The organism is Rhizobium sp. CCGE531 (genome assembly GCF_003627795.1).
GTDB lineage: Bacteria > Pseudomonadota > Alphaproteobacteria > Rhizobiales > Rhizobiaceae > Rhizobium.
Window position 1 is genome coordinate 533639 of sequence record NZ_CP032686.1, and the last position, 13690, is coordinate 547328.

12 protein-coding genes are annotated in these 13690 nt (G+C 57.0%); 4 read left to right on the plus strand and 8 right to left on the minus strand.

The window, feature by feature from the left end; translation table 11 throughout:
* The 6 genes from CCGE531_RS28835 to CCGE531_RS28865 form a co-directional block, all read right to left on the minus strand.
* Positions 1-531: a TadE/TadG family type IV pilus assembly protein gene (locus CCGE531_RS28835; RefSeq protein ID WP_120670210.1), complete on the minus strand. Its 531-nt coding sequence runs from the start codon at positions 529-531 to the stop codon at positions 1-3.
* Positions 528-1874 (minus strand): TadE/TadG family type IV pilus assembly protein, encoded by a 1347-nt coding sequence (locus tag CCGE531_RS28840; protein WP_245459504.1) that lies wholly within the window; start codon positions 1872-1874, stop codon positions 528-530. The genes CCGE531_RS28835 and CCGE531_RS28840 overlap by 4 nt, the downstream gene beginning before the upstream one ends.
* Positions 1875-2265: 391 nt before the next feature.
* Positions 2266-3438, minus strand: coding sequence for a DUF2252 family protein (locus tag CCGE531_RS28850; RefSeq protein WP_120670214.1), 1173 nt, complete (start codon positions 3436-3438; stop codon positions 2266-2268).
* Positions 3439-3459: 21 nt separating this feature from the next.
* Positions 3460-3663 (minus strand): hypothetical protein, encoded by a 204-nt coding sequence (locus CCGE531_RS34500; RefSeq protein ID WP_162944066.1) that lies wholly within the window; start codon positions 3661-3663, stop codon positions 3460-3462.
* A gap of 755 nt (positions 3664-4418) precedes the next feature.
* The gene (locus CCGE531_RS28860; protein ID WP_120670218.1) at positions 4419-5345 is read right to left on the minus strand and encodes an MBL fold metallo-hydrolase; all 927 of its coding nucleotides are present in this window, start codon (positions 5343-5345) and stop codon (positions 4419-4421) included.
* Positions 5346-5623: 278 nt separating this feature from the next.
* The gene (locus tag CCGE531_RS28865; protein ID WP_120670220.1) at positions 5624-6505 is read right to left on the minus strand and encodes a LysR family transcriptional regulator; all 882 of its coding nucleotides are present in this window, start codon (positions 6503-6505) and stop codon (positions 5624-5626) included.
* Between the two features lie 135 nt (positions 6506-6640).
* On the opposite strand from CCGE531_RS28865, the gene CCGE531_RS28870 reads away from it, so the two are divergent.
* Positions 6641-7627 carry a quinone oxidoreductase gene (locus CCGE531_RS28870; protein WP_120670222.1) on the plus strand — a complete coding sequence of 329 codons (987 nt, stop codon included), beginning with the start codon at positions 6641-6643 and terminating at the stop codon, positions 7625-7627.
* Positions 7628-7867: 240 nt separating this feature from the next.
* On the opposite strand, the gene CCGE531_RS28875 is transcribed toward CCGE531_RS28870, so the two are convergent.
* Both CCGE531_RS28875 and CCGE531_RS28880 read right to left on the minus strand, forming a co-directional pair.
* Positions 7868-8620, minus strand: a complete 753-nt coding sequence (locus tag CCGE531_RS28875) for an NmrA family NAD(P)-binding protein (protein ID WP_120670224.1) — start codon at positions 8618-8620, stop codon at positions 7868-7870.
* A 127-nt stretch (positions 8621-8747) separates the two neighbouring features.
* A complete protein-coding gene (locus CCGE531_RS28880) occupies positions 8748-9152 on the minus strand; it encodes a cupin domain-containing protein (RefSeq protein ID WP_120670226.1) in 405 nt (134 codons plus the stop codon).
* Between the two features lie 649 nt (positions 9153-9801).
* On the opposite strand from CCGE531_RS28880, the gene hlyD reads away from it, so the two are divergent.
* Genes hlyD through CCGE531_RS28895 form a run of 3 tightly spaced genes read left to right on the plus strand, consistent with a single transcriptional unit; the run spans position 9802 to position 13690 of the window.
* Complete coding sequence (hlyD, locus tag CCGE531_RS28885) at positions 9802-10812, plus strand: secretion protein HlyD (RefSeq protein ID WP_120670228.1); 1011 nt, start codon at positions 9802-9804, stop codon at positions 10810-10812.
* On the plus strand, positions 10809-12551 hold the full coding sequence (locus CCGE531_RS28890) for an ATP-binding cassette domain-containing protein (protein WP_120670230.1): 1743 nt from the start codon (positions 10809-10811) through the stop codon (positions 12549-12551). Before hlyD ends, CCGE531_RS28890 begins: the two co-directional genes overlap by 4 nt.
* On the plus strand, positions 12548-13690 hold the full coding sequence (locus CCGE531_RS28895) for an ABC transporter permease (RefSeq protein ID WP_120670232.1): 1143 nt from the start codon (positions 12548-12550) through the stop codon (positions 13688-13690). The genes CCGE531_RS28890 and CCGE531_RS28895 overlap by 4 nt, the downstream gene beginning before the upstream one ends.

Consider the following 13690-nt stretch of genomic DNA (forward strand, 5'->3'; position numbering starts at 1 on the left):
TCAGAATGGCTCGTTGCGAAACAAAACGGTCGCACCAAGGAGATAGCGACCGTCCGACAGCTTTGCGCTGGAATAGGTGAAGTAGTTGACGACGGAAGCCCAAGGCAGAAACGCCTGCACCAGCATGTAATCGCTGGCCTTGCCGGTGGCAAAAGTCTCGATGACGGCAAGATTGCCTGTGCTGTCAATTGGAGCGGCGCTGGTGATAGCCGACAGGTTGGAGATAACATCGACCTTGATCAAGAGATTGTCCGAACAACTGAAGGTAAGAGCCATATCCGCACAGATTTTTGCCTTGAAGTCGGTCAGCGTCATACTGGCCGATGCGGCCTCACCGGTGCGGATCATACGGGACATCTTCTGCACTGACGCATCAAGGCTTGAGGACGCGAAGAACATCACGGAGACCTCGATGATGGCGAAGATCATCAGGGACAGCGGAAATATCAGCAGCGCGAATTCGACCGCAGCCGCTCCCTTGCGATCGGCAAGCAGGCGATGCAGAGGTTTCGACAGTCCGAACCGCCTCATTGGGTTAGCCGCACGGATGCAAGATATTGTGTGAAGAGCGCCGAGAGGCCGGCCACGATATCCGTTGACGACGAGGCCGAAATGAACAGGCTCTTGGATGAAGCGCAATCAGCAAGCGCGTAGGGAATGTAGTCGCGCCGCGTGATGCTGGCGGATACACCGCTATCCATGATGCCGCCCCAGGTGCTGCGCCAATTGGCGCTCGACATCGTCGAGCCGACCGTGTTGTTGTAGCCCCAGTCGGTGGTGATGGGCAGATATTCGGTATAAAGAACCGCCATGGTGTTCGACTGGCCTTTCAAATATGCGCACCAGTCAGGATTGATGGGGGCGACCTTATTCCAGGATGGTCCAACCGTTTTAGCCTTCCCACCTGACACCTTGACACCGTCCGTCACCCATTCCCGCTTCGACTGAACGCCGTCTGTCAGCAGCAAGACCAACTTGAGGGGCTTGGCCAACGAGCTGCCATCTCCGCCGGTACCGACCTTCTGTTGCAGAGCCGGCAGGGCAACGTCGAAGAAGGTGTATGTAGTGGATGTTGCACTCGTCAGCCCATAGCTGTCATCAGAGAGCCGCTTGCGCGCGTCGCTCGTTTGGAGGGTTGGAGCAAGAACTTCAGTCGTCGTATCGCCCAGACTATAGAGTCCGACTTTGATGCGTTCGTGGCTGCTATCCGCCTGATCGATCAAAGTGATGACTTCGTTGACGGCATCTACCGCAACATCGGCTCGCAGCTTTATCCCTTTGGCATGCGCGTACGCGTAATTGTCACTGTAGCTCACGCCGCCGGCAACGTGTGCGTCTCCGCTATGGCAGGCGAATTGGCAGCCGATCCCGTTATACATCGTCTGTTGGCCTGCTGTCGTTGCCGCCAGCAGCATGGATGGTGATTTGTCAATGACGATATAAACGTTGAGATAAGACGTTGCGGGACCTTTAACGGAACTGGCGACGCTTACGGCCACATTATCAATGTTGGCGATCTTCATGAGTGTCGTCGGCACGACGCCACTTGCAATTGCCGTTATCTTATGATTATCGGAATCTATTTTGATATCGCCAACGGAGTAGCTGTTTTCCGATTGAGCATCGAACCAATCCGCAACCTTCTGCTTAAGAGAATCTGTGTTAGCAGTATTGATCTTCTTCACGGCAGCGATCAATGCAGCATCGAGATCGCTTTGCATTTTCTGCCTGACGTTGTACGCCCTGATATAGTCGAGGCTGGCACCAACTGCAAGCATCATCGGAACCAGAGAGAGTGCCACAACGATCGCGATGTTGCCATGTTCGCTTGCAAAAAGCCTTCGCAGAGCAGCAACGAGATGATCGCGTGAGATGAAATGTCTTAGCTTCAACGTCGCCACCAATATTTATCATACTAATGCACAACTGAGGCTGACTTGGCCTTAAGCAGTTCTTTACATCGCCGCACGACCAGCTGGATTTTCGGCCAGGCGTTTAAGTTTCTGCGCGATCTGACCTCGATTGCGTGTTCTGGATATAGGCGTATGGCGCATTTTGTTGCTTGGGCTGCATCCTCGTCGTCGAATCCCGCTCTTCCACATGGATGATAGCGGCGTCACGCGACCTTCTGGCTTGCCACGCTCTATCAGAGCCCGCCGTTCTAACCCGTCGATTAAAGGGGGCATAATTGGGCTTTCCGGTCGATGATCTAGAACGGGCGGGTCGATTGCGGACCGCGTTTGGTCCAATCCACGACTGGCGCTCCTAGTGATGCGTCAATGCAAATTTCCGGCAATGCTCAAGATACGCCTTATCGTGAATGGACAACAGTTCGACCACACTCGACCAAAGCCAAGATGGCGCTCCCGGCTTTTTCCTGCGCGAATGACCAAGTTCCGACGTCCATGACTGCCATTCCCGACGATCCATCTGTCGACCATGAGCATGCCCCACGACCCCGCCAAGGTAGCGGGCTAACGCCTGGAGTTCGTTTCCATCGAGACGATCGATCTCGATCTTCATGTCCTGGGGAGCGATTTCGCGAACGAACACAGCCTTATCCATCACCCTCGATGCGACCATCCGTTCACCAAGATTGGGTGAAAGCGCCGTCGCTCCTGCGACTACCCTTTCTGCATAGCCCCGCGGCATTTCCGCTTGAGATGCCGACGGAGCGCAGGCTGCTGCTGCTTCCTTGATATCCAGCAAGGAAACCGGTCCGTGCTTGCAATCTTGAACCAAGACTGCGCATCGCAGACGGCCAAGAGAGCTACAGCCCTTGATCCAAAAAGCAGCATCGAGGATTTTCAAATCGCCGGATGTCAATTTCTCGGAGCCCAGCACACTCATTTCCATTTCCCGGTCACTGCAAAGCGCCAGAACCGCAGCGCGCTCGGCTCGATGCAGCGGCCAAAGGCGCTTATTGCGGGGGAGCAAGGGATGCTTCGTTTGAAAGTCCTCCATTGCGAGGTTCTTCCAGCGTCTGTGAGTGGCCCGTTTCAATAGCTTTCGGATGTCCTTGGGCTTGCGGAGGTGCGGTGTGCTGGCCTGGCTTTCCACCGAGGCGAGCTCGTATCCGGCAATGAGGGCGTCCAGCATTCTTGCCGTCGTGACGCCGGGGAGGTCCGAATCGCGCGCAGCCGATGCGAGCGAAAGGCCCAGCCGGATGAGATCGTGTGCGGGATTGCCTATAACCGTCTGATCGAAGTCCCGAATCTGAACTGCAACTTTGCCCTCGCAATCAGCCAAGGCGCCTAGATTCCCGAGGTGACAGTCACCGCAAATCCAGATAGGAGGCCCGTCCGGAATGAATATTGAACGTCGCTCGAGCCATTCATAAAAATGCTTGGTCGTGCCTCGTATGTATGTTGCCGGGGACCGCGCCATCTTGAGGTTTCGGCGTGAGGCCAGGAAAGAATCGCGATCTTTGCTACTCATCAGATCACATTTGCGCCTCTGCTACTTTGTGCTCATCATGCGCCCACTATCGATTGGAAGCTGATGGGAAATTTCTCCATCCCGGCCTTCGCGATGCCGGCGTTCGGCTGCCGCCTTGGCTGCGGCGAACGCTGTATCATGATCCAGAAACGTCTCAGACCAGATCTTTCCAAGACGATAACCGTATCCATCTTCGTGCTTACCCACGTGATGGGTTACTGTCATGTGGTCTCCTCCATCTGATCAAGATCAATTTGCGCGGCGGCATTTATCGCCTCGGCAGATGCATAATGGGTGTCACAAGCCATGATGCTGCAATTGATGAACGAGCAAAGAAGGCTGTGGTTCCGGTGTGCAGGGGGCGGCGTCCGATCGATCTGGTGAAATCTCACCGATACATATGCAAAGACCTCGTTGAGAGGACTTTCAGCACTCAGATGCCGGCGGCTCGTGACGTCGGGTCTGGAGGCTTATGGCTGTTGACGACCAGGGGAACAATGCTCGCGAACAGAGCTACTCGGACTCAGAACGAACGGTGCAAGGAAATGGGTCGCTTGCCACGCTTGACTATCCAGTGAGGAGGAGTCCTCTGTCTGGCGAACCTCTGGGCTTCCGAGACGATGGAACTGCACAAATTTTGCTGTTTTAGGCTCGAGCTTCTCCTGACGGGTTGCACGTCAAAATGCCCCGACACTGTTGGATAATTACGCGGTTCTGTTTGAGCGCGGTAAGGCCAATGACCTCAGCGCCCGGCCGACACCGACCGGGTCGCCGGCCAGCGGGCCATGGCCGTTCTCGAGAACGTGTCCGTGGGGCTGTCGGATCCAAGCGTCGCTACCCGCACCCGCCGGCGCGCTGCATCTTCGACCGAACCGCCGTGCGAAGCCCGGTCGATTGCCGGGCCTCGCAACTCAAGCTGAATGTCCGATACCCTTTTCCACCGCGATTTTTTTGCAACAGCAAAGGTGCAAGGGAAGGCGTCAGTAATCCCAAAAGACCGGAACCCAACGGAAAGCTTTGCCCGATGCTGCGACCCGACCGACAGACGGGAACGGCAGGTGAGTGGCCACCAACAGCTCGCCAGTATCCGCGAGCTCCCGCAAAAGGTCCGTTCTTACGAGGACCGCTTCCGCAGGGTTGTGCTCAAAGCCGTTGTACCAATCCGGTTGTTCGAAACCGACTGGAAAAACCACATCGCCTGCGAACGTCAGCCGCTCGGCACCCGATTTGAGCCGTATGATGCTGTGTCCAGGGGTGTGGCCGCCAGTGCGACGTGCGACCACACCGGGAGCCACCTCGTGCTCGTCGTCGAACAGCCGTAGGGAGTCGCGGTATTCGCCTAGGAACCGCTTGGCGGTTGCCCGCAGCGCGTCCGGAAAGCCCTCCGGCATATTGGTATGGGAGAAATCAGGTGCCTCCCAGAACTTTGCTTCGGCGGCCGAGAGGTGGATCCGCAGATCGGGACGCAGCCGCTCCTTGACCCCTTCGATGAGAAGTCCGCCGATGTGATCCATGTGCAGGTGTGTGAGCACCACATCCGTCACAGATCCAAGATCGATATCTGCCGCCTCGAGGCGTTTGATCAACTGTCCCGCCCGCGGCAAACGCAGGTTCGGGTCCAGACCCAGTCCGGCGTCGAGGAGTATGGTTTTTCCACCGCTTCGTACCACGACAGCGTTCAGAGGCCAATCGAAGGCGTCCTGCGGCAGGAACATGTCGTGCAGCCACGTCGCCCTGACTGATGGTTCTGCGTTATATGCCATCATTGTGGTTGGAAGAGGTAGCACTCCATCGCTGATCACCATCACCTCAATATCGCCGATGCGCAAGGCATAGCGCGATGGAACCAGTTCGCCCGGAGCGGGTGTGACCGGAGATGCACGGGTTATTGTTTCTGACTGCGACATGGGAACTCCTGTGTTAGATGGGCACAAGCCTGCCACTTTCCAATCGGCAGTACATTGACGGTCCAAACCGACATGGATCAGTCGCTCGAGCTTGGATTCAGGATGTTGCGGCGTTCGAGCGCCATTGGTGGCGGCTCTCAAAAGGTTTACAGCCGACCACTCGCGCCCGTAATCCATACTTTGGTTTGGGGGTGGCGTCGGATGCATGCCTCCGCGACATCAACCCTGTTGCTCTGACCTTGCGGTTGCTAACGCTGATTTTACGCGTGACTATTCGGTTATCCCCGATGGAGTTCGTCGACTAGGAAATCGATCAAAGCCCGAACGCGATGACTAACCGCGCTGCCGTCCGTCACTGCGTATAGGTTGGCGTTGTCGGGGAGAAACCCATCGAGCGCTGTGACCAAGGCACTCGAAGCGAGTTCTTCGCTAATATCCCAGACCGGACTCAGGAAGACGCCATAGCCCTTCAAAGCCCATCTCTTTAGAATTGAGCCGTCGTTCGCTACGCGATTTCCAGAAACTCGGATAGAGACCATCTTCCCGGCGTCCATGAAACGCCATGTCGAAAATGTAGTCCCCGGCCTCGACACCATGAGACAGGTGTGGCTCGCGAGATCTTCAGGATGCAACGGTACACCGTGGGTGTCCCAATACGACGGCGCGGCACAAACCACACGCTGGCCGCGCAAAATGAGCCGTGCAATAAGTGAGGAATCCCTAAGAGGTCCGTTCCGTATTGCCAGGTCGATATTGTGCTCGACGAGATCGATGACCGTATCGGAGATATGCAGATCGATGGAAATTCCGGGATGGAGTTCCATGAACCGGTCTATCGCTGGAACGATTTTGCTTCTCCCGAAGTTGACGGTCGAAGTCATCTTGATTGGTCCCCTTAACGGGCCTTCCTTTACCCCACCGATGGAGGCGTCCCAGTCAGCAAGCAATTTCCGAGCATCCGACAGAAACTGAAGTCCTTCGTGTGTGAACGAAAGTCGTCGTGTCGACCGTCTGATCAGGGTCGTGCCTGCTTGCTTCTCAAGCTGTTGAAGTGCAGCCGTTGCTGTCGACGTGGCGACTGAATGCTGCCGCGCTGCCGCTGAAAGGCTTCCCACCTCCGCGATGCCGACGAATAAACGTAGAGCGTCAAGTGTATCCATTTTTCGAAAATGCCGAAAGGTCCTCTCAGAAAGTATAGGTTTATCACGCAAACCAAAACGATCAATATCTTGGCACGCCAGATTGGGCGGCGCTCACTCCAGCGGAGTGACGTTTTCACCCGAAAGGAAACTGAAATGTCCGTCAAGTCACTCGCTGCACGCATTCATAGCTATGGTCCGCCGGAGGTATTAACATTCGAGGACGTATTCCTCCCGGAGCCCGGTGAAGGAGAAGCGCTTGTCCGCCACACGGTCATCGGCCTGAATTTCGTCGACGTCTATTTCAGGCGGGGCTCGATGGATGTCGCGTCGTTTCCTGCCGTGATCGGCAACGAGGCAGCAGGCATCGTCGAGGCCATCGGACCTGCTGTTACACATGTGAAGGTGGGAGATCGTGTTGTTTTCGGTCACAGCACTGGTGCTTATGCCACGCTTGGCATTCACCCAGCCGATCGGTTGGTCGTAATTCCGGATGGCGTCTCCGACACGCAGGCTGCTGCCAGCTTCCTCAAAGGTTTGACGGCGAGATATCTGGTCAAGGACGTGGTCCCGTTGAAGCCGGGAGACACGATCCTCTATCATGCTGCCGCGGGTGGTGTGGGTCAGATTTTCGTGCAATGGGCAAAATCTCTCGGTTATCATGTCATCGGGACTGTTTCCGGCGAAAGCAAGATTAAGGTTGCTCTTAAGGCGGGGTGCGATCACGTCATCAATTACAGCACGGAAGATTTCGTGGCGCGCACCTTCGAGCTGACGGGAGGCGTTGGCGTGGAAGCGGTCTTCGATTCCGTCGGCGAAGATACGTTCCGTGGGTCGCTTGCCGTCCTTAAAGTCCGCGGTACGTTGGTGCAGTTCGGTAAAGCGTCCGGTGAGATCACCCCAATCGATCCCTACCTACTTGGTCCGCGGGGGCTTCATCTCACATGGCCAATGTTACAGCACTATGTGTCGACGCCGGAACAGACAGCAGAGGCCGCAGCCGATCTATTTGCCAGGATAAAAACAGGCCATCTGAAGGTCGATCCCACTCACATCTATGCATTCGAAGACGTTGTCGCGGCTCATCGCGATTTGGAGGGGCGGCACACAATGGGTTCGGCGGTCCTTCGCGTTAAAAATTAAAGCGAAGCGAACGGTATTCCCCAAGCCGACAATTCGAGACATGCGGCTGAAGTTGAGACCCGAAAATAAAGAAGGGTCGACGCCAGAGGGTTCGACCCCTTTTTGGTGTCCTGGAGGATTTAACCGAGATAGGTTGACAAGCGATTGAACTCCAAAGCGCCTGCTAAACAGGTCGCTCGTTTGATCATCGCATTCAAAACCCGATCCTTGGTTGCTGGATCTTGTTACGCGTCGCCAAGCCTAGTTGGCCATAGAGCGGTTGAGCCATTCTATGAACCGCGTCGAGCCAATGTGCGTGTTGTCGCGCGGCAACAATGTATCGTCGTTCAGCTCGACGCCATAGTATCGCGCGTGGTCGTCCGTGAGCACCTGACGCGTGTCTTCGTTCGCGGCGATGTACGTTCGAGCGATATCGTCGAAGGCGAACTGTTCTGGTCCAGCGATCTCCGCCGTGTCGTTCACCGCTGCTTGCAACGCCAATCGGGTCAGCATCTGAGAAACGTCGTCGGCCGCCACAGGTCTTACGAACGCCGAAGGAAGCCGAACGGTGTCTCCCTCCGCGGCCATGTCTATGACGCCGCCAATGAAATCAAAGAATTGGGTTGAATGAAGAATGGTATAGGGCCGTCGTGCCGCTCGTATCAGGTTTTCCTGCACCATCTTGGCGCGGAAGTAATCGCTTTCGACAAGCCGCGGGGTTCCCACTACCGAGAGAGCGAGATAGTGGCCGACCCCGGCATCCGCAGAGGCGGCCAACAGATTGCCAGTCGACGTCTTGAAGAACTCCAAAGCGGAATTGTCGCCGAACAAGGCTGCATTCGTGACGTCAATGACGACGTCCGCTCCGTCCAGCGCCGCCCGAAGTCCTTCCCCAGTCACGCTATTCACACCCAGGGAAGGCGATGCGCGGATCACGTCCGCCCCTGCTTGCCGAAGGCCCTCCGCGACCCGCGTTCCGATCCGCCCGCCAGCTCCCATGACCGTTACTCTCATCAATCTGCTCCTTCCCTTCGTTCTGACGGCAGCGTCGCAGCTGCCAATGATGATGAAGCGATGCCGGCCTTGGATTAGGCCGGCACCGAAAATTTGATCCAGGTATTCGTCCGCGGCCGCACCAACGTCACTTCACGGGTATCGACACCGGATTGCTCTTCTTCTTGAGCAGCACCACGATGAACTTTGCCGGCTTCGTATCACTCGCGTTGCGACTGACCAGATGAATGTCGGAGGGGCTTTCGTAGAACGCTTCGCCCGGGGACAAGGTCACCTCCTTTTGCCCTTTGACCTGCATCACGATCGAGCCTTCGACGACATAGACGAATGCATCCGCCTCATGTTTGTGGACCGGTGAAGAACCCCCAGGCCCGTACTCGACTGCTAGCATCAGTGCTTCTCTGCCCGGATAGTCGGGAAGCCCCTTGGTCATCAGCGGCGTGACCTTTGCAGAATCTTCGGCAGCGACGGCCAAAGTGCCAGAGAGGCAGACACTGGCCGAGACCAGGAATACAGACAGCATAGATCTCATTGTTGCAAACCTTCATTGTTGTTGGACATACGATCCTCTTGGTCAGGTAGCGGTCGCGAGAGCCGACACTGCTTCACACCAATGCGGCGCATGCTCCCGCTGTGGGAGTATCGCCGGGCTTCTTGGGGAATGTAACTAAACTAACGTTGGGGGTGTCAGGCGAGCGCGCGTCAGGAGACAGTTCTGTTTCAGCCTAACCGGGCCCGAATGACTGAAAATCCGGCACAACGAGGCCAATTCGGACCGCTGGTACTAAAAGTTGGTTGGCCTGGTCTGGTGGCACAATCGCGAGTCCATCCGTTGCAGGCTTTTGTCACGTCAATCTTTTCATCGGCGATTGAAAGGGGTTTTGCGCGGCCGTCGGGTGTATGGCTGTGAGATTGCTACCTCAGCAATACTTCCCATTGCCGGACGCCTGTCCATGATCGGTCACCCGTCAACGCAAACCAAGGTTGGGCTAGCGGTGAAGGTCACTTCGGTCGCTAATTACGCATTGACGCTTCCAATGCCGATCAGACCCCGTCGCCCCCGTGGGACAAAAGCATTGGTGGACGTCTGCATCCGCAAGGTCGGGATAACAGAGCAGGAATGTCAATGTACTTCGAGCTTCCGCTAGTTGGCACGTTTGGCTCCGCCATAGGAGACAGAAATGAATAAAGCCGTACCGATCATGATCGTTCTGGCAACCTTGGGCGCTGCAGCGTGGAAGTATGACGTGCCGGCCGCTCTGGGAATCTCGCGAAATACCACCGAGGAATTGGTTCTCTATGGCAATATCGACATCCGCCAGGTACCGCTTGCCTTCCGCGTCGGTGGCCGCATCGACGCTGCTATGGTCGACGAAGGTGACGTCATAAAGCGCGGTGACCTTTTGGCCCGCCTCGACAAGGATATTTACGACCACTCGGTGAGTTCGGCAGAAGCGAATGTTGCGGCACTGAGGGCGACGCACGAGAAGCTGGTAGCGGGCCCGCGACAAACCGAAATCGCACAGGCGCGGGCAACCCACGATGCAAGCATGGCGGATTTGGAACAGGCAAGTCTCGCTTACGACCGGGCGCGGCGGTTGCGACCGCAAGGAACGATCTCCGAAGCCGGCTTAGATGAGGCAACTGCTGCAAAAGCGATGGCCGCAGCGCGGGCGGATATGACGAAGCAGGCGCTTACCTTCCTGGAAGAGGGCAGCCGCGCGGAAGACATCGCCGCAGCCGCCGCACAGGTAAAGGCGGCCGAGGCGGTGCTCCTCTCGGCTCGGAGCTCGCGTTCCGACACGGAGCTCCGCGCGCCGAATGACGGCATCATTCTTTCGCGGATCAAAGAGCCGGGCGCAATCGTATCGCCCTCCGATCCCGTATACGTCCTGTCCCTGGCTGTACCTGTTTGGGTACGCAGCTATATCGGCGAAGTCGATCTCGGTCGGATCCATCCGGGGATGAAAGTCAAAGTCGCGTCAGATACGAATCCTGGCAAGAGCTACGACGGAACGATCGGATTCATTTCGCCGGTCGCGGAATTCACTCCCAAGTCCGTGGAGACGCCGGAGCTTCGCACCGACCTCGTTTATCGGCTGCGCGTCGTGATCGACGTGCCAGGTCAGGATCTTCGTCAGGGAATGCCCGTGACGCTTCGCTTCCCAATGATGAAGGCAGAAAGCAAATGAACGATCGAGCCGCAGCCACTCGAGCCGCCGATTTCGTCCGTCTGGACACTGTCACCAAGCGCTTCGGTGAGGCCAGACCCGCACTGGATCAGGTATCTGGCTCTATCCGCGGCGGTGAGATCACTGGGCTGGTAGGGCCTGATGGCGCCGGGAAGACGACACTGATCCGATTGATGACCGGCCTGATGTTGCCTGATGCCGGCAAGGTGGACGTTCTTGGTTTCGGAACGCGTGATCACTCCGCCGACATTCAGGCAGCCATCGGCTACATGCCGCAGCGCTTCGGTCTCTATGAAGACCTTTCCGTGCAGGAAAACCTCGAACTTTACGCCGACTTACGCGGTCTTCCAAAACAGGAGCGGGCGGCCGTCTACGACGAACTGCTCACCTTTACCGATCTCAAGCGATTTGCCAGCCGGCTGTCCGGAAAGCTGTCCGGAGGAATGAAGCAAAAACTTGGTCTTGCCTGCGCACTGTTGAAGAAACCTCGCTTGCTGCTTCTCGACGAGCCTGGCGTCGGCGTCGATCCCATATCCCGACGCGATCTCTGGAAGATGGTGGAGGACCTGACCAGGGAGGGTGTGGGCGTCGTCTGGTCGACCGCATATCTCGATGAAGCGGAAGCTTGTGATCGCGTTCTTCTGCTGAACGAGGGCAAGCTGCTGTTTTCGGGTGAGCCGAAGGAATTGACTGATCGGGTCAGGGACCGCGTGTACCGGATTACCGGCGTCACGGGCCGAAGGCGTTCGATGTTGGCGAAGCTGCTGGATGAGACCGGTGTTGTCGACGGCGGGATCCAGGGCGAGGCGATCAGGCTGGTGACGGCACCAGGTCGAGAAAGCCAGTTCGCGGCGAGTGGCGAGGCAACGGTCAGTGTCACCGAGCCCCGCTTCGAAGATGCCTTTGTCGACATGCTGGGCGGAGGGCCGGGCGGACGCTCCAAGCTTGCCGATGCTCAGGCTCCCTTGGAGGGTAGGCATGATGGGCCGGTAATCGAGGCCAGAGGATTGGTCAAGCGCTTCGGGGATTTTACGGCCGCCGACAACATAACGTTCGACATTCCGAGCGGCGAGATATTCGGGCTGTTGGGGCCGAACGGTGCCGGTAAATCGACGACATTCAAAATGCTCTGCGGTCTGTTGAAGCCAACGGACGGCGAGGGACGCGTGGCGGGCTTTGATCTGCGCCGCGATGCCGCCCAGGCGCGCAATCGTCTGGGTTATATGGCGCAGAAATTCTCGCTATACGGCGACCTGAGCGTTCAACAGAACCTTCAGTTCTTTGCCGGAGTTTACGGTCTCACGGGTACCAGGAAGCGTGACCGCATCGACTTGATGACGTCGATTTTCGACTTCGGGCCGCGCCTATCGATGTCGGCAAAAGATCTTCCCCTTGGTCTGAAGCAGCGACTGGCATTGGCCTGTGCGGTAATGCACGAACCGCAGGCTCTATTTCTCGACGAACCCACCTCGGGTGTCGATCCGATTACCCGGCGCGAGTTCTGGACCCATATTAACGGTCTTGTCGAGAAAGGCGTGACCGTTCTCGTCACAACGCACTTCATGGACGAAGCCGAATACTGCGATCGCATCTCCCTGATCTATCGTGGTCGATCAATCGCTCTTGGATCCCCGGATGAGCTGAAGGCGAGCGTCGTCACGGCGGAACATCCCGATCCGACGATGGAGGACGCCTTCATCGCGCTCGTGGAAGGCTCGGAAGTGAGGGATGCGAAATGACCGATTCGAGAGATAGATCGCAATCCGGCCGCGCGCTTCGGTTTGTCGCGCTCGTGCGCAAGGAGAGCTTTCAGGTTATCCGCGATCCGAGCAGCATTCTGATCGCCTTCGTGCTTCCGCTGATCCTGCTCGTTCTGTTCGGCTATGGCATCTCGTTGGACACAACGGAGACGCGCGTCGGCCTCGTCATCGAAGATGTGACGCCGCTGACTAGCGATCTGGCGGCGAGTTTCCAGGCTTCCCGCTATTTCTCGGTCACGACTGGGCGCGACCGACGGGAATTCGAGGAGGATCTTGTATTATCGCGGGTCCGGGGCATCATCGTCATTCCTGCCGATTTCACAGCCAATTTCGCGGCCGGAATTCGTTCTCAGGTCCAGGTGATCGTCGATGGGTCCGACCCGAACACCGCCAATTTCGTACAGAACTACGTCCAGGGAACTGTGGCGACGTGGTCGCAACTCCGACAATCGGAAGCTGCAGCACAGGCGCCACCTATTAGGGTCGAGCCACGCTTCTGGTTCAATCCGGAGCTGGCGAGCCGCTCCTTTCTCGTTCCAGGCTCCATCGCGATCATCATGACGCTTGTCGGGACCTTATTGACCTCGCTTGTGGTAGCCCGCGAGTGGGAACGCGGCACGATGGAAGCAATCATGGCGACGCCTGTCACAGCCATCGAACTTCTGGCCGGGAAAATTCTTCCATATTTCATACTCGCGCTCGCCTCGATGACGCTTTGCGTCCTCCTAGCCGTGTTCATATTCGACGTCCCGTTTCGTGGGTCAGTGGGCGCACTCTACTTGCTTTCTGCAGTCTTCCTCGTCCCGGCACTTGGGCAGGGACTGCTGATTTCGGCAGCTACGAAAAATCAGTTCCTCGCGTCACAGATGGCTCTTATCACCGCATTTCTGCCCTCATTTCTGTTGTCCGGCTTCCTGTTCGAGATCAATTCGATGCCTGAGGTCATCCAATGGATCACCTTCGTGGTGCCGACTCGCTATCTGATCCCCTGTCTTCAGACCGTCTTCCTAGCCGGCGACAGTTGGCCGATGTTCTTTCGCGCGATCGGAGTGATGTTCCTGATCGGCGCCATCTTCTTCGCACTCGCGGCCCGCAGCACGCGAAAAAGGATCGCCTGA